This is a genomic window from Sphaerisporangium siamense (assembly GCF_014205275.1).
In the GTDB taxonomy this organism is placed as follows: Bacteria; Actinomycetota; Actinomycetes; order Streptosporangiales; family Streptosporangiaceae; genus Sphaerisporangium; species Sphaerisporangium siamense.
In genome coordinates, this window is the sequence record NZ_JACHND010000001.1 from 3,827,031 (window position 1) to 3,852,137 (window position 25,107).

Annotated in this window: 22 protein-coding genes and 1 pseudogene; 19 read left to right on the top strand and 4 right to left on the bottom strand. The window is 71.4% G+C overall.

Annotated features, from left to right (window positions below):
• The first annotated feature begins 75 nt into the window (after window positions 1-75).
• Window positions 76-222: a putative leader peptide gene (locus BJ982_RS40905; protein WP_376697693.1), complete on the top strand. Its 147-nt coding sequence runs from the start codon at window positions 76-78 to the stop codon at window positions 220-222.
• The gene (locus BJ982_RS17500) at window positions 191-1,198 is read left to right on the top strand and encodes an ABC transporter substrate-binding protein (protein WP_184881389.1); all 1,008 of its coding nucleotides are present in this window, start codon (window positions 191-193) and stop codon (window positions 1,196-1,198) included. Before BJ982_RS40905 ends, BJ982_RS17500 begins: the two co-directional genes overlap by 32 nt.
• Window positions 1,199-1,348: 150 nt before the next feature.
• On the opposite strand, the gene BJ982_RS17505 is transcribed toward BJ982_RS17500, so the two are convergent.
• The gene (locus BJ982_RS17505; protein ID WP_184881391.1) at window positions 1,349-2,164 is read right to left on the bottom strand and encodes an ArsR/SmtB family transcription factor; all 816 of its coding nucleotides are present in this window, start codon (window positions 2,162-2,164) and stop codon (window positions 1,349-1,351) included.
• Window positions 2,165-2,336: 172 nt separating this feature from the next.
• On the opposite strand from BJ982_RS17505, the gene BJ982_RS17510 reads away from it, so the two are divergent.
• From BJ982_RS17510 to ettA, 15 genes are all read left to right on the top strand, one after another.
• Window positions 2,337-3,113 carry a (Fe-S)-binding protein gene (locus BJ982_RS17510; protein ID WP_184881393.1) on the top strand — a complete coding sequence of 259 codons (777 nt, stop codon included), beginning with the start codon at window positions 2,337-2,339 and terminating at the stop codon, window positions 3,111-3,113.
• Entirely contained in the window at window positions 3,110-4,528 is a 1,419-nt protein-coding gene (locus tag BJ982_RS17515) for a LutB/LldF family L-lactate oxidation iron-sulfur protein (protein ID WP_184881395.1), read from the top strand. The genes BJ982_RS17510 and BJ982_RS17515 overlap by 4 nt, the downstream gene beginning before the upstream one ends.
• Entirely contained in the window at window positions 4,525-5,136 is a 612-nt protein-coding gene (locus BJ982_RS17520; RefSeq protein WP_184881397.1) for a LutC/YkgG family protein, read from the top strand. Before BJ982_RS17515 ends, BJ982_RS17520 begins: the two co-directional genes overlap by 4 nt.
• 115 nt (window positions 5,137-5,251) lie before the next feature.
• The gene (locus BJ982_RS17525; RefSeq protein ID WP_184881399.1) at window positions 5,252-5,695 is read left to right on the top strand and encodes a hypothetical protein; all 444 of its coding nucleotides are present in this window, start codon (window positions 5,252-5,254) and stop codon (window positions 5,693-5,695) included.
• Window positions 5,692-6,012: a winged helix-turn-helix domain-containing protein gene (locus tag BJ982_RS17530; RefSeq protein ID WP_184881401.1), complete on the top strand. Its 321-nt coding sequence runs from the start codon at window positions 5,692-5,694 to the stop codon at window positions 6,010-6,012. Before BJ982_RS17525 ends, BJ982_RS17530 begins: the two co-directional genes overlap by 4 nt.
• On the top strand, window positions 6,005-6,925 hold the full coding sequence (locus tag BJ982_RS17535) for an ABC transporter ATP-binding protein (RefSeq protein ID WP_184881403.1): 921 nt from the start codon (window positions 6,005-6,007) through the stop codon (window positions 6,923-6,925). Before BJ982_RS17530 ends, BJ982_RS17535 begins: the two co-directional genes overlap by 8 nt.
• The gene (locus tag BJ982_RS17540) at window positions 6,922-8,094 is read left to right on the top strand and encodes an ABC transporter permease (RefSeq protein ID WP_184881405.1); all 1,173 of its coding nucleotides are present in this window, start codon (window positions 6,922-6,924) and stop codon (window positions 8,092-8,094) included. The genes BJ982_RS17535 and BJ982_RS17540 overlap by 4 nt, the downstream gene beginning before the upstream one ends.
• A gap of 57 nt (window positions 8,095-8,151) precedes the next feature.
• Complete coding sequence (locus BJ982_RS17545) at window positions 8,152-9,261, top strand: GNAT family N-acetyltransferase (RefSeq protein ID WP_184881407.1); 1,110 nt, start codon at window positions 8,152-8,154, stop codon at window positions 9,259-9,261.
• 172 nt (window positions 9,262-9,433) lie between these two features.
• Window positions 9,434-10,528 (top strand): sirohydrochlorin chelatase, encoded by a 1,095-nt coding sequence (locus tag BJ982_RS17550; RefSeq protein WP_184881409.1) that lies wholly within the window; start codon window positions 9,434-9,436, stop codon window positions 10,526-10,528.
• A 234-nt stretch (window positions 10,529-10,762) separates the two neighbouring features.
• Window positions 10,763-11,998, top strand: a complete 1,236-nt coding sequence (gene cobA / locus BJ982_RS17555; protein WP_184881411.1) for a uroporphyrinogen-III C-methyltransferase — start codon at window positions 10,763-10,765, stop codon at window positions 11,996-11,998.
• Window positions 11,995-14,406: a GTPase gene (locus tag BJ982_RS17560; RefSeq protein ID WP_239122889.1), complete on the top strand. Its 2,412-nt coding sequence runs from the start codon at window positions 11,995-11,997 to the stop codon at window positions 14,404-14,406. Before cobA ends, BJ982_RS17560 begins: the two co-directional genes overlap by 4 nt.
• Entirely contained in the window at window positions 14,403-16,049 is a 1,647-nt protein-coding gene (locus tag BJ982_RS17565) for a GTPase (RefSeq protein WP_239122888.1), read from the top strand. The genes BJ982_RS17560 and BJ982_RS17565 overlap by 4 nt, the downstream gene beginning before the upstream one ends.
• 157 nt (window positions 16,050-16,206) lie before the next feature.
• Entirely contained in the window at window positions 16,207-16,896 is a 690-nt protein-coding gene (locus BJ982_RS17570; RefSeq protein ID WP_184881413.1) for a single-stranded DNA-binding protein, read from the top strand.
• A gap of 428 nt (window positions 16,897-17,324) precedes the next feature.
• Window positions 17,325-18,587 (top strand): GGDEF domain-containing protein, encoded by a 1,263-nt coding sequence (locus BJ982_RS17575; RefSeq protein WP_239122887.1) that lies wholly within the window; start codon window positions 17,325-17,327, stop codon window positions 18,585-18,587.
• Window positions 18,588-18,597: 10 nt separating this feature from the next.
• The gene (gene ettA, locus BJ982_RS17580) at window positions 18,598-20,262 is read left to right on the top strand and encodes an energy-dependent translational throttle protein EttA (protein WP_184881417.1); all 1,665 of its coding nucleotides are present in this window, start codon (window positions 18,598-18,600) and stop codon (window positions 20,260-20,262) included.
• 89 nt (window positions 20,263-20,351) lie between these two features.
• On the opposite strand, the pseudogene BJ982_RS17585 reads toward ettA, so the two are convergent.
• The 3 genes and pseudogenes from BJ982_RS17585 to BJ982_RS17595 all read right to left on the bottom strand — a co-directional run.
• A pseudogene (locus BJ982_RS17585) lies at window positions 20,352-20,717 on the bottom strand (globin); the annotation flags it as partial.
• Between the two features lie 38 nt (window positions 20,718-20,755).
• Window positions 20,756-21,616, bottom strand: coding sequence for a mechanosensitive ion channel family protein (locus BJ982_RS17590; protein WP_239122885.1), 861 nt, complete (start codon window positions 21,614-21,616; stop codon window positions 20,756-20,758).
• A gap of 733 nt (window positions 21,617-22,349) precedes the next feature.
• Window positions 22,350-22,619 carry a hypothetical protein gene (locus BJ982_RS17595; RefSeq protein ID WP_184881421.1) on the bottom strand — a complete coding sequence of 90 codons (270 nt, stop codon included), beginning with the start codon at window positions 22,617-22,619 and terminating at the stop codon, window positions 22,350-22,352.
• 509 nt (window positions 22,620-23,128) lie between these two features.
• Here BJ982_RS17595 and BJ982_RS17600 point away from each other — a divergent pair.
• Complete coding sequence (locus BJ982_RS17600; protein ID WP_311772276.1) at window positions 23,129-24,526, top strand: NsdA family TPR-like regulatory protein; 1,398 nt, start codon at window positions 23,129-23,131, stop codon at window positions 24,524-24,526.
• On the top strand, window positions 24,523-25,020 hold the full coding sequence (locus BJ982_RS17605) for a GNAT family N-acetyltransferase (protein WP_184881425.1): 498 nt from the start codon (window positions 24,523-24,525) through the stop codon (window positions 25,018-25,020). The genes BJ982_RS17600 and BJ982_RS17605 overlap by 4 nt, the downstream gene beginning before the upstream one ends.
• Window positions 25,021-25,107 lie beyond the last annotated feature (87 nt).

Below are 25,107 nucleotides of genomic sequence, written 5' to 3' on the forward strand. Positions count from 1 at the left end.
TGCGCGCCGATCTATTCCAGATAAAACCTGTAGGGATAGTTGTAAAGTTCGGCCCACGGGATTACCGTGGGGAACGTGAACCGCGCCGCCTACCTGACCACTCGCCGGCACGTCGATCTCTGCAGGGTCACCGGTTCTCTCTGTCACGCCGAGACGCCCACCGGCCGATCGACGACGACAGGAGAAGACCATGCAGGAGTTGTGGTACACCCGAGCCCCTGAGCCCACCGCGACCGGCATCGCCGCCGATCTCGGCTGGCTCGACGACGAGTTCGCCCCCGAGGGCATCGCCGTGCGCCCCTTCAGAGAGACCACCGGTCTCGACGGGCACGCGGGCGGCCCGCTGCGGACGCTGCTCCACGAGAGCGGCAACGTCCCCGCCCTGTGGGCCCGCTCGCGCGGCGCCTCGTCCCGGCTCGTCGCCCTGGCCTGGGCCGAGACGCCGCAGGTGATACTCACCCGTGCCCACGTCACCATCCGCGAGCCCGAGGATCTGCGCGGGCGCCGCCTCGGCCTGCCCCTGCGTCCGGACGTCCCGGTGGACGTCGAACGCGCCACGGCCCTGCGCGGCCTGCGCAACGCCCTCTGGGCCGGCGGCCTCACGCTCAACGACGTCCACCTGATCGACGTCCCCGTCACGCCCGGCGCGGCGGCCCCCGAGCTCGACGCGCTGGCCCGTGGCGAGGTGGACGCGGTCTACGTCGGGAACGCGGCCGTCCTGCACGCCGCCGAGACCCGCGGCCTGCCGGTCGCGATCGACCTCGGCGTCCATCCCGACAAGCGTGTCAGGGTCAACGACGCCACGCTCAGGCTCATCACCGTCGACCAACTGCTGCTGGACATCCGGCCCGACGTCGTCGCCCGCTTCCTGCGGGTGCTCCTCGACGCCGCCGACTGGGCCGCCGCCTACCCGCGGCAGGCCGTCCTGCTGGCCGGCGAGAACGACGACGGCGCGCCCGGCCGGCGCACGCCGCCGCAGCGCACGCCCGGCTCCGGCTGGGACGCGCCGCCGCCCGGCCTGGCCGACCTGCGGGTCGACCTGTCGGCCGAGCGTCTCGGCCTGCTCGCCGAGCAGGAGCGCTTCCTGCGGTCGCACGGCTTCCTGGAGTCCGCCGTGGACGTCCACGGCTGGGCCGACGACACGGCGCTCGCCGCCGCCCATGCGGGCCGCCGCTCCTACCAGGAGCAGACCGTGTGACGCGCACGCGCGGGCCCGCGGGCCCGCGCCCACGAGCCGGTACGGCGAAGAGCGGGGCGCGCTCAGAGGATGGCTCGCCGTACCATCCGGGGCACCGGTGGGGGAGGACGTTTCGGGGTTGGCCGCCCTCCCTCCCGGTGCCCCACCACGTCATCCGCCCTGAGACGCCGCCTCCTTCTCCGGGGCCGGCGGCGTCCGTTCGGTCTCCAGCAGGGTCTTGAGGTCGGCGAGGATGCGCGGCCAGCCCTGCGACACCCCTTCGAGCACCTTGCTCCCGGGGTCGAACCCGTCGTGGACGACGGTCAGCTTGACCATCCCGTCGACCGGCTCGATGTCGAACGTGACCTTGGAGCGCCGCTCGGACGCCCACGTGCCGAACATCTCCTCCGCCACGTCGTGCGCCTTGGCGAACTCCGGCGTGAAGGTGTGCCAGGTGTAGGACAGGCGCCGGTAGGGGTCCGACTCCAGGACGACTTGTTCGGGATCGGCCATCGTGACGCCGGACTCCCGCCAGACCACCGCGGATCCGGTCTTCCATTCGGACTCGAAGGTCACCCCCCAGTACCGCCGGGTGAAGGCGGGCTCGGTCAGCGCCTGCCAGAGGCGCTCGGGCGTGGTGTTGATGTAGGTCGTGTAGACGAACTCGGGCTTGCTCATCGGCTCCTGCTCCAATGCCTTCTTCAGGTCGGCGAGCGCGTGCACGCGGTGGCGGTCGTACCGGTCGATCCAGCGCTCGGCCACGGCGTTGATGGGCGCCGCGTTGAGGTAGTGCAGCTTCTCCCGCCCCCGCCACACCGTGGTCACGAGGTTCGCCTCCTGCAGCACGGCCAGATGCTTGCTGACGGCCTGCCGGGTCATGTCCAGGCCCGCGCAGAGCTCCCGCAGCGTCTGGCCGTTGCGCGCGTTCAGGCCGTCCAGCAACCGCCGCCGGCTGGGGTCGGCCAGCGCCTTGAACACCTCGTCCATCTCGCCACCTCTGATATGCAACCATCAGGCTGCATGTTCACCATAGGCAGCCATACGGTTGCATGTCAACGCGCCGCCCCGGCGGGGAAGTGTCCTGACAAGGGGTCGCGTGCGGGGAACAGTAGGGTCGGACCGTGATCGACCGGAGGCGGTCCGCGGGAAGGAGGCGGCGGTGCGGGTCGGGTTGTTCGTGACCTGTGTGAACGACACCTTGTTCCCCGAGACGGGGAAGGCGGTCGTGACGCTTCTGCGGCGGCTCGGGTGCGCGGTGGAGTTCCCCGAGGGGCAGACGTGCTGCGGGCAGATGCACGTGAACACCGGGTACCGCGACGAGGGCCTGCGGCTGGCGCGCCGCTTCCTGGAGGTCTTCGCGGGGTACGACGCCGTGGTGGTCCCGTCCGGGTCGTGCGCGGCCATGGTGCGCGAGCAGTACCCGAAGCTCGCGGCGGGCATGGGCGCGGCGCGGCCGGGCGCCTTCGCGGGCGCGCACCGCGGACGCACGCGGTTCGCCGAGGCGGTGGCCGCGGTGACGCCCCGGGTGTACGACCTCTCGGAGTTCCTCGTGGACGTCCTCGGCCGCACCGACGTAGGCGCATATTTCCCGCACCGGGTGACATATCACCCGACGTGCCACTCGCTGCGCGGCCTGCGCGTCGGCGACCGCCCCACCCGGCTCCTGCGGGCCGTGCGCGGCCTCGAACTCGTCCCCCTCCCCGCCGCCGACGAGTGCTGCGGCTTCGGCGGCACGTTCGCCGTCAAGAACGCGGCCGTCTCCGCGGCGATGTGCGCGGACAAGGTCGCCGGCGTCGAGGCCACGGGCGCGGAGGTCCTGTGCGCGGCCGACAACTCCTGCCTCATGCACATCGGCGGCACGCTGAGCCGGCTGCGCACCGGCGTGCGGGTGATGCACCTGGCCGAGATCCTCGCCGCGACGGAGGAGGACCGGTGAGCGGCACGTTCCTCGGGATGCCCGCGTTCCCGCGCAACGCCGAGAAGGCCCTGCTGAACTCGCAACTGCGGTTCAACCTCCGCAACGCCACCCACACCATCCGGGCCCGCCGGGCCGCCGTCGTCGACGAGCTCCCCGACTGGGAGCGGCTCCGCGCGGCCGGCAAGGCGATCAAGGACGACGCGCTGCGCAACCTCGACCGCTACCTGGTGCAGGCGGAGGAGGCCGTGACCAGGGCGGGCGGCCACGTCCACTGGGCCGCCGACGCCGCCGAGGCGGGCCGGCTCGTCGCCGACCTGGTCAGGGCGACCGGCGAGACCGAGGTGGTGAAGGTCAAGTCGATGGCCACCCAGGAGATCGGCCTCAACGAGATCCTGAGGGACGCGGGCATCGTCGCCGCCGAGACCGACCTCGCCGAACTGATCGTGCAGCTCGGCGACGACCTGCCTTCGCACATCCTCGTGCCCGCGATCCACAGGAACCGCGCGGAGATCCGCGAGATCTTCCGGGAGCGCATGGCCGACTGGGGCCGGCCCGCGCCGCCGGACCTGACCGACGATCCCGCCGCGCTGGCCGAGGCCGCCCGCCGCCACCTGCGCGAGCGGTTCCTGACGGCCGAGGTCGGCATCTCGGGGGCGAACTTCCTGATCGCCGAGACCGGCACGCTGGTGGTGCTGGAGTCGGAGGGCAACGGCCGCATGTGCCTGACGCTGCCCCGCACGCTGATCAGCGTGGTCGGCATCGAGAAGGTGCTGCCCACCTGGCGCGACCTGGAGGTGTTCCTCCAGCTCCTGCCGAGGAGCTCCACGGGGGAGCGGATGAACCCCTACACCTCCACCTGGACGGGCGCGGCCGAGGGCCAGGAGTTCCACCTGATCCTGCTGGACAACGGCCGGACGAACGCGCTGGCCGACGAGATCGGGCGCCAGGCCCTGCGCTGCATCCGCTGCTCGGCGTGCCTCAACGTCTGCCCGGTGTACGAGCGGGTCGGCGGGCACGCGTACGGCTCGGTCTATCCGGGGCCGATCGGGGCGATCCTCACCCCGCTGCTGCGCGGCACGGCGACCGACCTCGACGCCTCCCTGCCGTACGCCTCCAGCCTGTGCGGCGCCTGCTACGACGTGTGCCCGGTCGCCATCGACATCCCCGAGGTGCTCGTCCACCTGCGCGCCAAGGGGCCGCATCCCCCGGCGGAGCGGCTCGGCATGAAGGCCGTGGGCTGGACGCTGAACCGCCCGGCCCGGCTGCGGCTGGCCCAGCGCGCCGCCTCGCGCCTGCGCCGGCTCGTACCCAGGCGGCGCCTGCCCGGCCCCGGCGCGGCCTGGACGGACACCCGGGACGTCCCGGCCGTCCCCGAGGAGTCGTTCCGCGCGTGGTGGCGGCGGACCGAGGGACGCGAAGGAGGGGCCCGGTGAGTTCGCGGGAGCGGATCCTGGCGCGCGTCCGCGCGGCCGTGGCGGGCGCGCCGCCCGTGCGGGTCGAGCGCGACCACCGCACGGCCGGTCACGGGCCCGGGGACGCCGGGCTGTTCGCCGAGCGGGTCCGCGACTACCGGGCCGCGGTCCACGTCGTCCCCGCCGATCAGGTGGCGGACGCGGTCGCCCGCGCGCTGGCGGAGCGCGGGGCGCGGCGGGTGGTCGTCCCCGACGGTCTTCCCGAGGAGTGGCTGCCCGCGGGACTGGAGCGGCTGCGGGACGACCCGCCGCTCGGCGCGGCGGCGCTGGACGCGGCGGACGGGGTGATCACCGGCTGCGCGGTCGCCATCGCGGAGACGGGCACGATCGTCCTGGACACCGGCCCGGGCCAGGGCCGCAGGGCGCTCACCCTGGTTCCGGACTACCACCTGTGCGTGGTCCCGGCCGCGCGGATCGTCCCCGCCGTCCCCGACGCGGTGGCCCGCCTCGACCCGTCCCGTCCCCTGACGTGGATCAGCGGTCCGTCCGCGACCAGCGACATCGAGTTGAACCGGGTCGAGGGGGTTCACGGCCCGCGCACGCTCGACGTCGTGGTCGCCGCCGGCTGATCGCACCCCGCCGCACCGGCGCTCCGTCGCGGCCCCGTAAAGAATGACATTCCACCACTTGAACCGGAGTTGAGTACTTGATACGTTTTTGAACACCTGAAGAGGGGGCGAGCGGATGGACGCTGACGGGGACCTCAGTGCGCGGGAGGCGTTCGAGGCCATCGGCCAGGTGCGCCGCAAGGTCGGCCGCTCGGCGGCCTGGCTGGGCTGGCTGCTCATCTTCTGGGGGGTCGCGGCGTTCGTCTTCTGGAACGCGATGTACTTCGGCCCGGAGCTCCTCCGGGAGATCGTCGGCGTCGGCTGGATGGTGATGACCGTCGTCTCGGTCGTCTACGTGTACATGCGCGGCGTCTACGGCAAGGGTTCCTCCTGCCGCGAGCAGTTCGCGGTGACCTTCTCCTGGCTCGCCGCGATGTTCGCCGCCGGCGTCTACGCCGACGTCATGCCCGAGGGTCCCACCGGCTGGTGGATCCCGGGAGGGGTCGCGGCCGCGCTCGTGGCGGCGGCGCCCGTCTGCTACGTCGGCTGGCGGTTACGCCCCTGGGAGGGCGAACGGTGACGACGGGAGGCGGAGCGCACCCTCGGCACGACCTCGACCAGCTCATCCACACCCCGGTACGCCTGTCGGTCATGGCGGCGCTGGCCACCGCCGAGAAGGTCGAGTTCCGCTTCCTGCGCGACACCATCGAGGTCAGCGACTCCCTGCTGTCCAAGCACATGCTGGTCCTCGAAGAGGCGGGCTACGTCAAGGTCGAGAAGGCCTTCATCAGCAAGAAGCCCGGCACCTGGCTCTCGCTCACCCCGGCGGGACGCGCCGCGTTCCAGGAGTACGTCACGGTGCTGGAAAGGATCATGAAGGGATCCCCTCATGCTTGAGATCGACGGGTTGAGAAAACGGTACGGCGACGTCGTCGCGCTCGACGGCGTCAGCCTGACCGTCACCCCCGGCCAGATGTTCGGCTTCGTCGGCGCCAACGGCGCGGGCAAGACCACCACGATGCGCATCGTGATGGGCGTGCTGAGCAGCGACGGCGGCGAGGTCCGGTGGAAGGGGGCCAAGGTCGGCCACGACACCCGCCGCCGGTTCGGCTACATGCCGGAGGAGCGCGGGCTGTACGCCAAGATGCGGGTCGCCGAGCAGATCGAGTACTTCGGCAAGCTCGGCGGCATGAGCCCCGAGGCCGCCAGGCGGTCGGCGGGCGACCTCATCGAGCGGCTGAACCTGACCGAGCGGCGCGGCGACGACGTCGACAGCCTGTCCCTGGGCAACCAGCAGCGCGTCCAGCTCGCCGTGGCGCTCATCCACGACCCCGAGCTGCTCGTCCTCGACGAGCCGTTCTCCGGCCTCGACCCGATCGCCGTCGACGCGCTGGCGGGCGTCCTCGCCGAGCGCAAGGCGGCCGGCGTGCCGGTCGTGTTCTCCAGCCACCAGCTCGACCTGGTCGAGCGCCTGTGCGACTCGGTCGGCATCATCAAGGCCGGCCGCCTGATCGCCGGAGGGACGGTCGCGGAACTGCGGGCACGGGAGTCCCGCAAGCTCCTGCGCGTCGTCGTCACCGGCGCCGCCCCCGGCTGGACCGACCGGCTGCCCGGCGAGATCGTCAGCAAGACCGACCGCCCGCGGCACGGCGCGCCGGACGCGTACGGGGACGACCGCTACGACGAGGTGGTCCTCATGCCCACCGACGACCAGGAGGCCCTGCGCGTCGCCGTCCAGGCCGGCCGTGTCCAGCACTTCGCCTGGCAGCAGCCCTCGCTGGCCGAGATCTTCCGTGAGGTGGTCGCGTGAACCCCGTGCTGCTGGTCGCCCGGCGCGAGATCGACGTGCGGGGGCGCACGCGAGGATACCGCTGGGGCCTGCTCGTCACCGCCGTCCTGGTGGCCGTGCTCGCCGCGCTGCCGAAGCTCATCGGCGGCGGCTCCGACTACGCCGTGGGCCTGGCGGGCGCGCAGGCCGACCGCCTGCAGGCCACGCTGAGCGCCCAGGCGGCGCAGGCGAGCGACACCACCCTCAAGGTGGTCCGGTACGCCGACGAGGCCGCGGCGCGCAAGGCCGTCGCCGCCGGGGATGTCGAGGCCGCGATCGTGGACAACGCCACCGTCATCGCCAAGTCCGTCGTGGGCGACGACCTGTCGGTCCTGCTGGACACCGCGCACCGCGTCGCCGCCACCGAGCGGAACCTGACGGCGGCGGGCATCGACCCGGCCAAGGTCGGCCAGGCCCAGCAGGTCGCCCCGCTGAAGGCGGTGTCGCTCGACGGCACCGGCGAGGACGCCACGGTCCGGCGCGTCATCGCCAGCGTCATCGTCGTGCTGCTGTTCATGCTGCTGATCCAGGTCTGCACCTGGGTCGCCATGGGCGTGGTCGAGGAGAAGGGGAGCAGGATCATCGAGATCCTCCTCACCGCCGTGCGCCCGTGGCAGCTCCTGGCCGGCAAGGTCATCGGCCTCGGCGTGCTCGGGCTCGCGCAGATCATCGTCATCGCCGTGGTCGGGCTCACCGCGACGCGGATCACCGGCTCGGTACCCGACCTGCCGGACGGCACCTACGGCGTCGTGGCGAGCGCCATCGGCTGGTTCCTGCTCGGCTACCTCTTCTACGCGGCGGTGTTCTCGGCCATCGCCTCGCTGGTGTCCCGGCAGGAGGAGCTCAGCGGCGTGCTGACCCCGGCGACGATGCTGCTGATGGCGAGCTACCTGATCAGCTTCCTCTCCGTGACGAGCCCGGACAGCACGCTGACGCGCGTGCTGTCGATCGTCCCGCCCTTCTCCGCCATGGTCATGCCGGTGCGGTCCGCGGTCGTCCCCGTGCCCCTCTGGGAGCTGGCGCTGGCGGCCGTGCTCATGGTCGTCGCGGCGGTCATCGTGCTGCGGATCGGCGGGCTCGTCTACCAGCGGGCCGTCCTGCGCACGGGCGCCCGGGTGAAGTGGCGGGAGGCGCTGGCCCGCGCGTCCTGAGTTGCGCACATCCCCCCTTGTGCGGTGAGCTGATATGTCCGCACAAGGGGGATCACATTGACCGGCTTCGACCAGCACTTGACGATCGTCACCAAGCGGCTCGTGCTACGCCCGTTCGGCCCGCACGACGCCGACCGGGTGCGGGGGATCATCGAGTCCGGCGCGCGGTTCCTCCCACCCGGCGCCCCCGGTCACGTCGCGGGCGTCGCGCAGTGGCTGTCGTACGGCGTCCACGACCTGTGGCGGTCCGGCCAGGGCATCCACCTCGCCATGGTCAGCGAAGGCGTGATCGTCGGCGCCATCAGCCTCTTCAAGACCATGTGGAACGCCGGGACCGCCGAGGTCGGCTACGGCGTCCACCCCGCCCACCGCGGGCGCGGCCACGCCACCGAGGCCCTCATGGGCCTCACCGAGTGGATGCTCACCAAGGGCGGCCTGCGGCGCGTCGAACTACGCGCCAACCTCGACAACGCCTCCTCGCTGCGCGTCGCGGAGAAGGCCGGGTACACCCGCGAGGGCCTGCTGCGCGGCGGCGGGTTCGAGGACGACGGCCCGCACGACCTGGTCGTGTTCGGCATGCTGGCCCGCGACCTCGCCATCGGCCCTCCCACGATCAGCGGGCGCGGCTTCGGCACCGGGGTGCGCCTGGAGAGCGAACGGCTGATCCTGCGCCCGTTCACCGGCTCCGACGCCCGGGACGTCTTCGCCGCCGTCGACGGCGACCCGGAGATCAACCACTGGATGCCCTGGGCCGAAGGCTACGACCTGCAGCGCGCCTACGACTGGTGCACCAGGTACGCCCACGCCGACTCGGTGAGCGGTGTCCACTTCGCCATCGAGCCCAAGGACGGGGGCAGGTTCGCCGGGTCCGCGGGGGTGCAGCGGGCGGACTGGGAGCGCGGCGACGTGGAGATCGGCTACTGGATCTCGCCATGGGCCCGCCGCCAGGGCGTGGCGCTGGAGGCCACCCGCGCGGTCGCCACCTTCCTGATGATGCGCGGCTTCCATCGGGTGACCCTGCTCATCGCGGTCGGCAACCACGCCAGCCAGGCGGTGGCGAGGAAGGCCGGCTTCATCCAGGAGGGCGTGCTGCGCCGGGCGCTGCACGTGTCCGGCGGCCTCTCCGACGCCCTCCTGTTCAGCTTGCTCAAAGGCGAGACCGCCTGAGGTGACACCGGGGGGCGCGTGGCCGTGTCCGCGCCGCCTTCCGCAAGATCGCGATGAACCCTCGGTCTTGACTTGGCCAAATACGGCGCAAAGTCATGTCCATAGATTGGCAGATTCGGATATTCTCGCGACCCGGCCATCATAACCGCAGGTCAACGTATCGGAGATCCACATGAAGCCGTCGCTCTTGCTGATCGGGCACGGCGCCCACGACGACACGGGCGCGGCAGAGTTCGGCCGTTTCGTCCACCGCCTGCGGTGCCGGCTCGACGGGGTCGCCGCCGAGGTGTCCGGCGGGTTCGCCGCGCGGGGACGCCCCGCGCTCGGCGACTCGATCGCCTCGCTCGTCGCCCGCGGCCACCACCGCATGGTGGCCATCCCCCTCACCCTCGGCCACAGCGACGACATCCCCGCCGCCCTCGCCCGGGCCCGGGTCGCCCACCCCACCCTCACCTACGACTACGGCCGCTCGCTCGCCGCGTCCCCCCGGGTGCTGGCGCTGATGGCCGAGCGGCTCGCCGACGCGCTCGCCGAGATGCCGCGCCTGGCCGCCGTGCCCGCCGGGTGCTCCGACGACCACGACGCGGTCCGCGAGCCGGTGTCCCCGGCCGAGACCGCCGTGGTGCTGGTCGGGCACGGCTCCCACGACACCGCCGCCAACGCCGAGGTCCACCGGGTGTCGCGGCTGTTCTGGGAGACCCACGCGCCCGGCCTGCTCACCGTCGAGACCGCGTACGTCTCCGACGCCCCGCCCAGCGTCGCCCAGGGCATCGAGCGCTGCCGCCGCCTCGGCGCCAAGCGCGTCGTCGTGCTGCCGTACCTGCTGTTCGCCGGGGCCGTGCTCGAACGCATCTGGGCCGAGGCGCTGGCGTACGCCGCCGGGCACGTCGACCTGGACGTGCGCTGCGCCGAGGTGATCGGCGACTGCGAGGGGCTCGCCGACCTGATCATCGAGAGGTACGAGTCCGCGCTGAGCGCCGTCGAGCCCGTCCACGTCCTGACCGACGAGGCGCTGGAGGTCTCGCTGCAGGAGGTCGAGCCCCTCATGGAGGCCCTGACCGAGGTCGAGTCCGCCGAGCCCGCCGTCGAGCCGGTTGCCGAACCCGCCATCGAGTCCATCACCGGGTTCGTCGCCGACCCCGTCATCGAGCCCGTCGCCGAGCCTGTGGTCGAGCCCGTAGGTGGGGCCGCCGCCGGGCCGGAGGCGCCCCGGCCGCGGCGGCTGACGCCCCGGGGGACGGCGGCACTGGCGGACGGGCGCGTCTGACCCCGATCGGGGCCTTCGCCACCTTTCAGTGGCTTCGTACCGGTAATGGGGTTAAATGGTGACATTCTGTTGAAGAGCGTGATTGGACCTTGATGCCCTGCACCGGCACCCCCGAGCCCGCCGGGGACGGAGACCGCCCCCCGGGGCGAGCCGTGTCCCCGGCCGCGCCGGGCCTGTAGGTTTACTCCACGCACAACGGTTCCGCCACGTCCCGGGAAAGGGAACACCGTCCCCATGTCGTCGCCCTACCTGCTCGGTCTCCGTCTCGACGGCAGGCGCGTGCTCGTCGTCGGCGGCGGGCGCGTGGCCCAGCGCAGGGTTCCCACCCTCCTGGACGCGGGCGCGTCGGTCGTCCTGGTCTCCCCGAGCGTGACCCCCGCCCTCGACGACCTCATCGCCGACGGCGCCATCACTTGGGAGCGCCGGGCCTACCAGGTCGGCGACTGTGACGGCGCCTGGCTCGTCCATGCCTGCACCTCCGACCGGGCCGCGAACGCCGCCATCGCCGCCGAGGCCGAGGCCAAGCGCATCTGGTGCGTGCGCGCCGACGACCGCGACGCCTCCGCCGCCTGGACTCCCGCGAGCGGCAGGGTCGACGAGATCAGCGTCGCCGTCACGGCCGGAGGCGACCCCCGCCGCGCGGCCGGCATCCGGGACGCCGTGGTCGGAGCGCTGCGCGACGGCACCGTCGACGCCCGGCGCAACCGCACCAAGCCCGTCGGAGTCGCGCTGGTGGGCGGCGGCCCCGGCGACCCCGGCCTGATCACCGTGCGCGGGCGACAGCTTCTCGCGCAGGCCGACGTCGTCGTCGCCGACCGGCTGGCGCCCCGGGCCCTGCTGGACGAGCTGGCCCCCGACGTCGAGCTCATCGACGCCGCCAAGATCCCGTACGGCCGCTACCTCGCCCAGGAGAAGATCAACGAGCTGCTGGTCGAGCACGCGCGGCGCGGCAGGTTCGTCGTCCGGCTCAAGGGCGGCGACCCGTTCGTGTTCGGCCGCGGCGGCGAAGAGATGCTGGCCTGCGCGCGGGCCGGGATCCCCGTCCTGGTGGTCCCCGGCGTGACGAGCGCGGTCGCGGTGCCCGCCGCCGAGGGCGTGCCCGTCACCCACCGCGGCGTGAGCCAGGAGTTCCACGTGATCTCGGTTCACGTGGCGCCCGAGGATCCGAGATCAACTGTTGACTGGCCAGGACTGGCGAGATCACCAGGAACCCTGGTACTCCTGATGGCTGTCGAGCGAATCGCCGCGATCGCTCACACACTCATACGAGAAGGACGTTCGCCGGAAACACCCGTGATGGTGGTACAGGACGGTACTCTTCCGACCCAGCGAGCTCTTTATGCCGATCTTTCCACGGTGGCGGAGCGCGTGATCGCCGCTGGGACGCGGCCTCCGGCGATCGTGGTCGTCGGTGACGTCGTCAGGGTCGGCCAGGAGATCAAGATGGTGCGAGCGGAGCGGGTTCCGTGAAATCGGCTGCGAGGAAGACGGAGTGCGCCGATGAGCACACCGAGCGGTCGGGGGACATGGTGACCGGGGGGAAGGACGCCCCCGAGGTCCCGGAGGAACAGACCATTACCTTCCAGGCCATCAGGGTCGAGGAAGATCGAGAGGACGCCCGCGAAGCGGCCGGGCCCGTGGACGCCGAGAAGGCCGAAGACGCCGAGGACACCGCGGACCCCCGGAGCCCTGAGGACGCCGACCGTCCCGAGGACGAAGAGGGACCTCAAGACGCCGAGACGGCCGACGCCGCAGACGCGGTGGATCCGGCCCACCAGGCGGACGCGGCCGACCCGGACGAGCTCGCGGACGACGAGCCGACGGATGCGGCCGACCCCGCCGATCACCCGGACGCGGCGGATCCCGGCGACCGTACGGACGAGTCCGACGCGGCCGAGCGTGCCGACGCGGACGCGCCCGACACGGTGCCGGCCGACACGGACGCGAAGGACCTGGACGCGCCCGACGTGGACGTGGACGGGGTGGAAGCGTCGGATGTGGAAGCGTCGGGCGGAGATGCGCCGGACGTGGACGCGGTGGACGTGGACGCGGTGGATGCGGACACGGATGCGGCGGACGCCGATGTGGTGGACGCGGACGCGCCGGGCTCGGACGAGAACGGACCTCACGCGCCGGAGGAGAGCGAGACCGCGGGGGAGTCGCCCGAGACGGCCGGGCACGTGCGTGAGGTGCCGCTGCCCAAGCCCGTCTCGCGTGCCCTCACCGTCGCGCTGTCCACCCTGCGCGACAGCGTCACCGGCCTGCGCCTCGGCCTGGACGTCCCCGGGGTCGAGGAGGCGCGCAAGGCCCAGGGCGAGCTGCTCGCCCAGCTCGGCAACTACGTGATCCCGCGCGTGCACATGAGCACCGCGCCCGCCCTGATCGTCGTCGTGGGCTCGACGGGCGCGGGCAAGTCCACGCTGGTCAACACCCTCGCCGCCGCCAAGGTGAGCGCCACGGGCGTGCGCCGTCCCACCACCGGAACGCCCGTGCTGGCCTGCCACCCCGACGACCGCGACTGGTTCGCCAAGGGCGACGTCCTCGGCGGCATGATCCGCGTGGACCGGCCCGGCACGGACAGCTCCCTCGACACCCTGGTCCTCGCCACCACCGAGAGGCTGCCCCAGGGGGTGGCGCTGCTGGACACGCCCGACATCGACTCGGTGGTCGAGACGCACCACGACATCGCCCACCGCATGCTCGACGCGGCAGACCTGTGGGTCTTCGTCACGACCGCCGCCCGCTACGCCGACGCCCCCTCGTGGAACGTGCTGCGCCGCGCCAAGGAACGGGGCGCGCGCCTCGCCATCGTGCTGTCCCGCGTGCCGCCGAAGTCCCGCGAGGTGATCGACAAGCACTTCGCCCGCATGCTGCACGAGTACGGCCTCGGCGACGTCGAGCGGTTCGTGGTCAACGAGTCCGCGGTGACCGGCGGCCGCCTGCCGGAGGACGACGTGGCCGAGCTGCGCATGTGGCTCACCGAGCTGTCGGTGGACGAGCAGCGGCGCGAGCAGGCCGTCCAGGCCACCCTCGACGGCGTGATGAACAGCTTCCGCGCGCGGGTCCCCGCCCTGGCCCGCCACCTGGAGGCCCAGGTCGCGTTCCGCTCCGAGCTGCGCACCGACGTTGACGCCGCCTACATGGCCGCGCTCGCCGAGATCGACGAGGCCACGACCAACGGGTCGCTGATGCGCGGCGAGGTGCTCGCCCGCTGGCAGGACTTCGCGGGCTCCGGCGACCTGATGCGCACGCTGCACCTTCGCCGTCCCGGACGCCTGGCGTCCAAGACGTCCCAGCAGGGCCCGGCGCGCTCGCGCGCCTTCAAGACGGCCCTGCGCGCGGCGCTCGAATCCGTCATCGTCTCGGCGGGCCAGCGCGCGGCCGAGGAGGTCGTCTCCCGCTGGCGGCGGCACGACGGGGTCGGCGACCGTCTGGCCGACACGCCCGGGCTCGACGGCCCGTCCGAGGAGTTCGTCCGCCGGGTCGGCCGCATGGTCGGCGCCTGGCAGGAGCACGTGGTGGGCCTGGTCCGCTCGGTCGGCGTGGCCAAGCGCTCGGTCGCCAAGCTGGTCGCCTTCGACGAGGAGTCGCTGGCGCTGGTGTTCATGATCGGGCTGCTGGGCTACGGCGGCTCGGAGGTCGCGGCGGCCTCGGGCACCGGCACCCTCCCCGAGCGGCTGCTGCGCGGCGTGCTCGGCGCCGAGACGCTGCGCACCGTCGGGACCAAGGCGCGCAGCGATCTTCGCGCCCGTGTCAGCGTGCTCTTCGACGAGGAGACATTGCGATACGTGCAGGTTCTCGACGAGGCGGGAATCCCCGACGAGGCCGCGGCCAAGCGGCTCTACCAGGCAACGTACAACCTCGAGGTCGCCCGATGAGTGTCACCGCCGGACGTGCCGGGACGATGGAGCGGAGCGACCTGGGCCATCGGCTGGCGGCCCTGGCGAAGGTCGTCGAGCTCGGCCCCGGCCGGATCGACCCCGAGCTGCTCGCCGAGAGCGGCCGGCTGCTGCTGCGCGCCGGCGACCGTCTCAAGCTGTCCGGCGAGCACACGGTGGTGGCGCTCGCGGGCGGCACGGGCAGCGGCAAGTCCTCGCTGTTCAACCGCGTCTCCGGGCTGGAGCTCTCCCCGACGGGCGTCCGCCGTCCCACCACCGCGCGGCCGCACGCCTGCGTCTGGGGCATCGACGGCGCCGGGCCGCTGCTGGACTGGCTGCAGATCCAGTGGCGGCACCGCTTCGCCCGCGCCAGCGCCCTGGACAAGGGGGAGAGCCAGCTCCACGGGCTGATCCTGCTCGACCTGCCCGACCACGACTCGATCCGCGCCATCACCGATCACGAGGCCGACCGGCTGATCCAGGTCGCGGACGTCATCGTCTGGGTGCTCGACCCGCAGAAGTACGCCGACGCCGCCACGCACGGCAAGTACGTCGCCGAGCTGGCCGGGCACGAGGCGGTGACCGTGTTCGCGCTCAACCAGGCCGACCGTCTGGCGCCCGAGGAACTGGCCGAGTGCGTCGTCGACCTGTCCGACCTGCTCAAGCGCGAGGGGGTGCAGCACCCGCGCATCGTCCCCACCTCGGCGGTCACCGGCAGGGGAGTGAACAGCCTCAAGAGCGTGCTCGCCGAGTCCGTCGCCGGGCGCCGGGCCGCCGTCCAGCGTCTGGAGGCCGACCTCGACCGCGTCATGGCCCGGCTGGGCAAGGTGATGCCGGGGCCGGAGGCCATGGCCGTGCAGCCCACCGTGGACCTGGCCAGGCAGGAAGGGCTGACCGACGCGCTCAGCGACGCGGTCGGCGTCCCCGCCGTCGGAGAGGCCATGGAGAACGTCTACGGCGTGCGCTCCCTGGACTGGATCGGCTGGCCCTTCGCCCGCTGGGCGGCGCGGCTCCGCCCCGACCCGCTCAACAGCCTGCGCCTCGGCAACCTCAAGGACGAGATCAAGGCCGTGACCGCGGCCTCGGTGAGCGCCCAGCCGGCCGAGGTCGAGAATGCCGTGCAGGCGCTCGCCGACGGTCTCACCTCGGGCATGCCGGAGGCGTGGCGCAACGGGGTGCGCGACGCCGCGCGGTCCCAGCTCGGCAGGCTGCCGAAGGTCCTCTCCGAGGAACTGGCGGAGGCCGCGCCGCGTCTCGACCGCGTGCCGGGGTGGTGGCGGCTGATGAGGGTCTGGCAGTACCTGCTGGTGGCGCTGTTCGCGGCCGGGCTGGCGTGGGCCGCGGCGATCCTGATCTACGGCGTGTTCAAGCTGGGGCGGGCGCCGTCGGAGACGCTCGGGGACGTCGCGCTGCTGCCGTGGATCGGCGTGATGCTGGTCAGCGTGCTCGGGCTCGGCCTGCTCTCGGCCATCGCCGGGCGGAACTTCGTGGTGCTGGGCGCGGCCAACGAGCGCGAGCGGCTCGAACGCGAGATGCGCCGGCGCATCTCGGTCGTCGCCAAGGAGATGGTGGTCAAGCCGGTGGAGCAGGAGCTCGCGCGGTACAACGAGTTCTTCGCCGCGCTCTTCTCCGTCCGCCGCTGACCCTCCCGTCCTCCGCGGGTTTTCCACAGGAGACGGCGGGGCGTGGCGAGCCGTCCACAGAACCTGGTTCGGCGACCGTGGAGGGTGACGGGTCCGGGCAGGCTGGCCTCCATGCCGGTGGCACAGCGCGCGCCGGCCCACCACGGGAGGCACCACGATGAACGACATCTACATCACGCTGAGCGGCAACGTCATCGCCGAGCCCCGGCAGTTCGCCGCCGAGGCCGGCCCCCGCGTCACGTCCCTGCGCGTCGCCTCGACGCCACGCCTCTACGACAAGCCCACCCAGTCCTGGTACGACGGTGAGACCAGCTACTACGTCGTCCGCTGCTACCGGGTCCTCGCCGAGAACGTCGCCAGGTCCGTCAAGGCGGGCCAGCCGGTCGTGGTCCACGGCAAGCTGCGCATCCGCTCCCTGGATCGCGACGGCCAGAGACGCTCGGTCGCCGAGGTCGAGGCCGTCTCCGTCGGCCACGACCTGCGACGCGGCGTCAGCGTCTTCGACAGACCCCAGCGAACTTCCCTCACCCCGGCACCCGCCCTCAGCAGTGGCGGCAAGGGCACGGGCGAACACCCCGGCCAGGCGAGCTCTCGCCCGTTGTCCATCGAACTACCGTTTGCCGAATCCATCGACGGCGCATCCGGCGATATCGGATCCAGTGGTGTCGGATCCAGTGGTGTCGGTCCGGGCACTGGGGCCGCCGAGGCCGTCGGGCCGCTCGCACCGGCCCGATCGGAGCCGCTGCCCGCCTGGCCCGAGCCGCTCCCCGCGCCGGAGCCCGTCGCTCTCACGCGCCCGGCGGAACCGGAGACGTCCGCTGAGCCGGCCGGAATCCTGGCCGCCTGACCTGCGGAGACAGGGGCTTGGTGGGGATGCGGTGCGTGGTTGTCGTGATGCGGGTGTCGTTGGTAGGGGGCCGGCGGCGCGGCCGATGTCGGTGGAGGTCGGCTCGCGCGCCGGTCGAGGGGCCGCCGTGGGTGATGTGTGGGTGCATCTGATCAGGTCCAGATGATGCCTCGCACCATGGCTGCTCCTTTCCCGCAGGGGAGCCGCTCGTCGTGGAGCGGTCGGATCGAGGCCGGCGCCTCTGAACCCCCGAGGCGTGGCCGCAGTGCTCCAACGTAGCGGTTCTCTTCGCGGCCCGCACACTCTGCGACTATTGTGTTACACATCGTGAGACGTACAGTCGAGACATCCACCCGGTCCTGGCCGATGTGAGCGTGGGGGAAGTGATGACGGCGCCCGGTCATTCCTCGGTCGAGCCACGCGGCGGCGTGCTATCGCTAGCCGACCGCTGGCCGCTGCTGGCTCAGCCCACCATGCTGGTCCTCTATCTTTGCGCCACCGTGGGCCTCGCCGCGGGCGCCGCGGGCTATCTTGCCACGGCCACCCCGTTCCGCTGGGCCGAGTTCCTGACCTTCCTGGCCCTGGTGGCGTGCGGCGCCGTCTGCATCGAGGCCACCCGCAGGCTCGGCATGCCGGCCGGCGTCTCGCGTGACCTGTTGTCGGCGTGGTGGCTGCCGGTGGCCCTGCTGCTGCCTCCGGTGTACGCCCTGCTGGCCCCGCTGCCGCTGCAGTTCCTGCTGCAGATCCGCGTGCGGGCCACGGTCCTGTACCGCCGCGTGTTCAGCGCCGCCGCCATCGGCCTCGCCGCGGGCGTCGCGTCGATGGTCTTCCACGCCTTCGTGCGCGATCCCGCCGGGCCCGCGCTGCGCTCGGGCGGCCCGATCGTGCTGGCCGTGGCCTGCGCCGTGATCTTCACGGTGCTCAACACGGCCTTGATCGCCGCCGCGCTGCACATCTCCGACCGCGACATCCGCTGGCGCGACGTCCTGTGGGACCGTGAGCGCGTCCTGCTCGACGTCGTCGAGCTCTGCCTCGGCGTCCTGGTCGCCATCGCCTGCGGGGTCAGCCCCCTGCTCCTGCTGCTGACGCTCCCGCCGGTCGTGCTCCTGCAACGCAGCCTGCTGCACGCCCAGCTCAAGGCCGCCGCCCGCACCGACGCCAAGACCGGCCTGCTCAACGCCACGGCCTGGCAGCGCGAGGCCGACACCGAGATCGTCCGCGCCCGCCGCACCGGCGAGACGCTGGCCCTGCTCATCGTCGACATCGACCATTTCAAGCGGGTGAACGACACCTTCGGCCACCTGGTCGGCGACCAGGTGCTCGCCGGCGTGGCCACGGCCCTGCGCAGCCAGCTGCGCGACTACGACGTCGTGGGCAGGTTCGGCGGCGAAGAGTTCGTGATCCTTCTTCCCCGGGCGGACATCGGCGAGGCCCGCCGGGTGGCCGAGCGCCTGCGCTCCCGCGTCGGCAGAATGGCCATCCCCGTCGATGACGCGATGATCACGGTCACGGTGTCCGCCGGGGTGGCCATCATGAGCGTCCATGGCGACGATCTGATCGAGCTTCTCGCCGCCGCCGATCTCGCCCTCTACCGGGCCAAAGAGCTGGGCCGCGATCGCATCTGCCTGCCGGTCGCGCCCGTCCCTCCGCCCCGTGCGCGGGCGGACAACTCCGATGGCGGAATCCCCTAGTCTTAGGAGCATGCCCGAGTACATCTACACGATGCAGCGCGTGCGCAAGGCGCACGGCGACAAGGTTGTCCTTGACGACGTCACGCTGCATTTCCTGCCCGGAGCCAAGATTGGTGTACTGGGCCCCAACGGTACTGGTAAGTCCACGCTTCTGAAGATGATGGCCGGTCTGGAGCAGCCGTCCAACGGCGACGCCCGGCTGATGCCCGGCTTCACGGTTGGCCTGCTTCAGCAGGAGCCCCCGCTCAACGAGTCCAAGGACGTCCTCGGCAACGTCCAGGAAGGTCTCGCCGACGTGCTCGCCATGCGGGCGCGCTTCGAAGAGATCGCCGAGCTCATGGCGACCGACTACAGCGACGAGCTCCTCGACGAGATGGGCAGGCTGCAGGAGGCCCTCGACCACCGCAACGCCTGGGACGTCGACAGCCAGCTCGAACAGGCCATGGACGCCCTGCGCTGCCCCCCGCCGGACGCCGACGTCACCAAGCTGTCGGGTGGTGAGCGCCGCCGGGTCGCGCTGTGCAAGCTGCTGCTGGAGCAGCCCGACCTGCTGCTGCTGGACGAGCCCACCAACCACCTCGACGCCGAGAGCGTCCAGTGGCTGGAGCAGCACCTGGAGAAGTATCCGGGCACCGTCCTGGCCGTCACCCACGACCGTTACTTCCTCGACAACGTCGCGACGTGGATCCTTGAGCTCGACCGCGGCCGCTGCTTCCCCTACGAGGGCAACTACTCCACCTACCTGGAGCAGAAGACGGCCCGCCTGAAGGTCGAGGGGCAGAAGGACGTCAAGCGCAGGAAGCGCCTGCAGGACGAGCTCGAGTGGGTGCGCTCCAACGCGCGGGCCCGCCAGACCAAGAGCCGGGCCCGCCTGCAGCGCTACGAAGAGATGGCGGCCGAGGCCGACAAGTACCGCAAGCTCGACTTCGAAGAGATCCAGATCCCGCCGGGCCCGCGCCTCGGCACCACGGTGATCCGGGCGAACGGAGTCACCAAGGGCTTCGGCGACCGCGTCCTCATGGAGGGGCTGAGCTTCGACCTGCCCCGCAACGGCATCGTCGGCATCATCGGCCCGAACGGCGTCGGCAAGACCACGCTCTTCCGCATGATCATGGACGCCGAGACCCCGGACTCGGGTGAGATCACGATCGGCGAGACCGTCAAGATCTCCTATGTGGACCAGGGGCGCAGCAACATCGCCCCGGACAAGAACGTCTGGCAGGTCGTCTCCGACGAGCTGGACCACATCAAGGTCGGCCACGTCGAGATGCCCTCGCGGGCGTACATCGCGGCGTTCGGCTTCAAGGGCCCCGACCAGCAGAAGCCGGCGGGCATCCTGTCCGGCGGCGAGCGCAACCGCCTGAACCTGGCGCTCACCCTCAAGCAGGGCGGCAACGTCCTGCTGCTGGACGAGCCCACCAACGACCTCGACACCGAGACCCTGTCCAGCCTGGAGAACGCCCTGCTGGAGTTCCCGGGCTGTGCGGTGATCACCTCCCACGACCGCTGGTTCCTGGACCGCATCGCGACCCACATCCTGGCCTGGGAGGGCGACTCGAACTGGTTCTGGTTCGAGGGCAACTACGCCGACTACGAGAAGAACAAGATCGAACGGCTGGGCCTTGAGGCGGCGCGCCCCCACCGCGTGACCTACCGCAAGCTCACCCGCGACTGACACGAACCACGATGGCGGGCCCGGTCCGAGACCGGGCCCGCCATCGCGTTCCCGGGCACATGCCGGGCGCGCCCCGAAGCCGGGGATCAGGGGTTGTTGACGAGGCTCTGCGCGGCGTACTCGAGGTAGTGCCAGAGCTTGGCCGAGAGCTCCTCGGGGAGTTCCAGCGAGTCGACGGCGTCCCGCATGTGCCGAAGCCAGGCGTCCCGCTCGGCGGGGCCGATCACGAACGGCACGTGCCGCATGCGCAACCGGGGGTGGCCGCGGCGCTCGCCGTACGTGCTGGGACCACCCCAGTACTGGATCAGGAACAGGCGCAGGCGCTCCTCGGCGCCGGTGAGATCCTCCTCGGGGTACAGCGGGCGCAGCAGGGGATCTTCCGCGACGCCCTCGTAGAAGCGGCGCACCAGGCGCTCGAACGCCTCCGAGCCGCCCACGGCGTCGTAGAACGAGATGGATTCCGGAGAAGTAGCGGACACGCTCACAAGCCTACTCAGACACTGGCGAGGGGAATCCCGGCGTGGTCGAGCGCGGCCTTGACCCGCACGCGAAGCTCCCTGGCCGCCTCGGCCTGGTGGGCGGGCACGGTCTTCACGGTGATCCGGAAGATCACCGCCGCGGCGGAGATCTGCTCCAGCCCGTACACCTGGGGCTCCTCGACCAGCGCGATGTCGCGGAACTCCGGGTCCTCCCAGATGTCCGCGGCGATCTTCTTGAGGATCTCGCGGACGGCGGTGACGTCCGACTCGTAGGCCACGGGCACGTCCACGAGTGCCCGCGACCAGCCCTGCGACTCGTTGCCGACCCGGTTGATCGTGCCGTTGCGCACGTACCAGACCCGGCCGTCGACGTCCCGCAGGCGGGTGATCCGCAGCGTGACGGCCTCGACGGTGCCGGCGGCCACCCCGGTGTCGATCAGGTCGCCGACGCCGTACTGGTCCTCCACGAGCATGAACATGCCCGCGATGAAGTCCTTGACGAGTTCCTGTGCGCCGAACCCGACCGCGATGCCGAGGATGCCGACGCTGGTCAGGATGGGGGCCAGGTCCAGCCCGAAGCGCCCGAGGACCATCAGGCCGGCGGTGCCGAAGACGATGGCCGTGACCAGGCTGCTGAGGACGGACCCGAGCGTCTCGGCCCGCTGGCGGCGCCGCTCGGTGAGCACGGCGGCGGCCCCGTCCATGGGGGTGGCCCCCCGGAACCGTAGGCGCTCGGGCATGACGCCGTCGGCGGCCCGCCGGATCACCCGGTCGATCAGCCGGTTGAGGAGCGCTCGGATGATCAGGGCGACGACGACGATGAGTGCGATGCTGATGACCCAGGCCACTGGCGACGCCCACTCGGGAGGAAGCACGTTCAGCAGGGTCGCACAGACGGCGTCGTCGCGACCGTTGCCGCCGCAACCTTTCAGAAAATTGACGCCGAACTCCGTGACCGGATCGGGCGTCGGACTGGGCGTCGGGCTGGGGGCCAGCAGGAACACGCGGTTGATCCCCTTCGGATCGGGTCGGTCGGCGAAGACGATTATCGGTACTTGACCTACAAGGAACGGTACTTGACCGAAGCGCCTTCGCCGACCGGCCCGGCCGCCGCCACATCGCGCCGGGGAAGACGGGAGTGCCCGGCCCGGGGCCGCGGAGGGCGGGCCCGGACACCCCGGTGACGTACGGCCCGGGCGGGACACGCACCCGGAAGCGTGTCCCGCGCCGTTTCCGATCGGGGTTCTCCCGATCACCACCGGAGGCGGAGGGCGTCCGCGCCCGGAGGCTGCTTCAGGGGCCGCTCGGCCCGGCGGGGAGCACGGGCCTGAATCGGTTCAGCGCAGCGCCGGAAATCATCCACTGCGCCCGTAAAATGGAGCCCTTATCCTGTAAGGGGTTCTACGTACTCACACGCCGTTGTATGGGCACGTATGCGGGTTTCCCGAAATGTGCCGGAAAACCATACGGAGCCGGCGGGGCGCCCAGCGCTCTGGCCGTGTCGCCACGGTCCGGAGCGCTCCGCACCGGACGCCCCGCCGACCCCGAAGAGCCGCGGTGTGACGCGGGCGGACGAGATGACTGCGCTGCATCGCGTCCGCCACGTGCCTATTCGCTCACCGCGGCCAGCACTCGGGCGACCTTGGTCGCCGCCCCCGCGGGGTCGTCGGCCTTGTGCATGCGCTCGCCCCATGACCACCAGTAGTACGCGGGAGTCGCCTGCGCCCGGCAGGTGACGTTCTCGGCCAGGGTCGTGGCGTTCGGATTGATCACGCGGACGAACGCCCGTCCCGACTGTGTGCGCACCACCCTGGCGAGCAGCCCGCGAGCGTCGAGCTCGTCGGCCAGTCGTTCGAGGTGCTGGAAGCTGTCGTCCACTCGGAGCCTTCCTCGTCTCCAGCGATTTCCCGTGGTGTTAATCCCAGGCGAATCGCGGCTGGTTGGCCAAATCTGACTCACCCGCGCCGATGGGTCAACGAAGGTTCACAGGCGACCGGGTGGGGGGTTATTTCAAGTGGGTTGAAAGAACATCCCCGGCGGGGGACGATTCTATGCCAGCAGCTTCTATCGTCCTTTCACGGCTGGTCATAACTGGTCCATCATTCTCAATAGACGCAGCGTAACCCGGCAGTGATGCTGCGTCATCACAGGTGAGGACCGGTCGGGATATGTGACCAGCATGAGCGGCTGGCCGCAAGGGAGGGGCCGGGATGTCCGGCAGACAGCACAAGGAAACGGAGACGGCCCGGCGCGCCCGGGCCCGCGGCCTCGCGGTCGGCCGTAGCGCGGCCCGAATCGCCGAGGAGATTTATGAAGAGTGTTCCCCCCATTTCGGGACAACTCGAATCAAATCACACCGCCTCGCGCACGGGGTCGCCCTTGCCGACGTGATCGAGCAGGTGCGCGCCCTGTTCGAGCGTGACGGCAAGCCCGCACCCGGCATCGGGGAAACGCTTCTCAGTGCGTACGAAAGCGGGCTGAAGCGCCCCGGGCCCGAGTACCTCCACTATCTATGTTCCGTCTACCGGGTCGAGCCGGCCGCCCTCGGATACGACGGCCCGTGCATCTGTGGCCATGGCCACCGAATGCCAGGCGTCGTACGGGGCGGCCTCAAAGAGGTCAAACCCGAAAATTCCCCCGATACGCGTGAGCTGTGGACGAAACCGCTCAGCGACTCCTCCGCGGACGGGGGTGAGGAGGACGAGAACGTGTTACGTAGGACGCTGCTGGCGATGATCGCCGGATCCACGGTCCCGCTGAACGACTCCGTGCTCGGCGCGGCCGACAACATCCGCAGGCGTATGGACGAGACCCTGGTGTCGACCACCGTGTCCCCGGCGATGCTCGACCACTGGGAAGAGGCCGCGGCCTCTTTCGGACGGCAGTACATGAACACCCCGCCTCTTCGCCAGCTCTGCGACGTGCTCCTGGAGTTCAGCACCGTGCGGCAGGCGATGGAGCGCCACCAGCCGATCGACCTCCAGGAACGGCTGTGCGCCCTGGCCGCCCGCCTGGCGGGGCTGGCCGGCATCATCATGATCGACCTCGGCGACCAGCGCCTTGCCCGCTCCTTCTTCCGCACCTCGCGCACCGCGGCGGACGAGACGGGCGACCGCGCGCTGCGCGCCTGGGTCACCGCCCGCGAGGCCCTGGTGCCCCTGTTCTACGGAGACCCGCGCGAGGCGCTCAACCTGGCCAAGAAGAGCCGCGACCTCGCCGGCCAGACCCCGTGCGCGGCCAAGGCCATGGCCCCCGTCGTGGAGGCCAGGGCGCTGTCCATGCTCGCGAACGCCGGCGGCAAGAAGGACGTGGTCGACCAGGCCAAGCGCGCCCTGGCCCGCGCCCGCGCGGCGTTCGCCCAGATGACTCCCGCCCAGCAGGAGGACACCGTCTTCGGCTACACCGAGCGGCAGCTCTACTTCCACCAGGGCGACGCGCTCACCCGCCTCGGCCAGACCGTCGAGGCCGACCTGATCCTTGAGCAGGCGCTGGAGAAGTACGACGGCGACCTGCTCGACCAGACGCTCATCAGGTTCGACCAGGCGCACTGCCGGCTGCTCGAAGGCGACGGCGCGGAGGCGTTGCGGCTCGGCCAGGAGGCGGTCGAGCGGGTCGGCGAGGGCTTCCGCACGGACATCATCGTGCGCCGCGCCGCCGACCTCGCCCGCGCGATCCAGGCCAAGTGCGGCCCCGTGGAGGGCCTGCGCGACTTCGTCGACCAGCTCGCGAAGCTCAACCCTCCGGCCGACGAGGCGTCCTCCGCTGCCGCGGAGGTCGATGCATGACGCTTGTGCTCAGGCGGTATCGCTGGTCGGATCGGGACGCCGTCTGGGAGCTGCACCGCACCTGCCTCGCCCAGGTCGGGATCACGCTGGGGGACGGGGTCTACTACGAGGACGACATCCCTCGGATCACCGAGATCTACCTGGCCGACCGGGGCGAGTTCCTGGTCGGCGAGGTGGAGGGCGCCGGCATCGTGGCCATGGGCGGCCTGCGGCGCGTCGACGACGAGACCGCCGAGCTGTGCCGGCTGCGCGTGCGCCCCGACTTCCAGCGGCGCGGGTTCGGCACGCGGATCATCGACGCGCTGGAGGCGTCCGCCCTGCGCCTCGGCTACGGCAGGCTGCGCGGGGACACCACGTTGTCCCAGGGCGCCGCGCTGGAGCTCTACCGGAAGTACGGCTGGCGTGAAGTCCGCCGCGAGGAGAGGGGCGGGCAGGTGGTCGTTTACGGCGAGAAGACGCTGGCGCGGGACCGCTCATCGCAACTTACCGGTTAGACGCAATATATCGACGATATCCGGATGATTCAGACCGAAATGCTTGCGGATTTATAGATATGTTCCATAATTGGGTCTTTGTAGCCG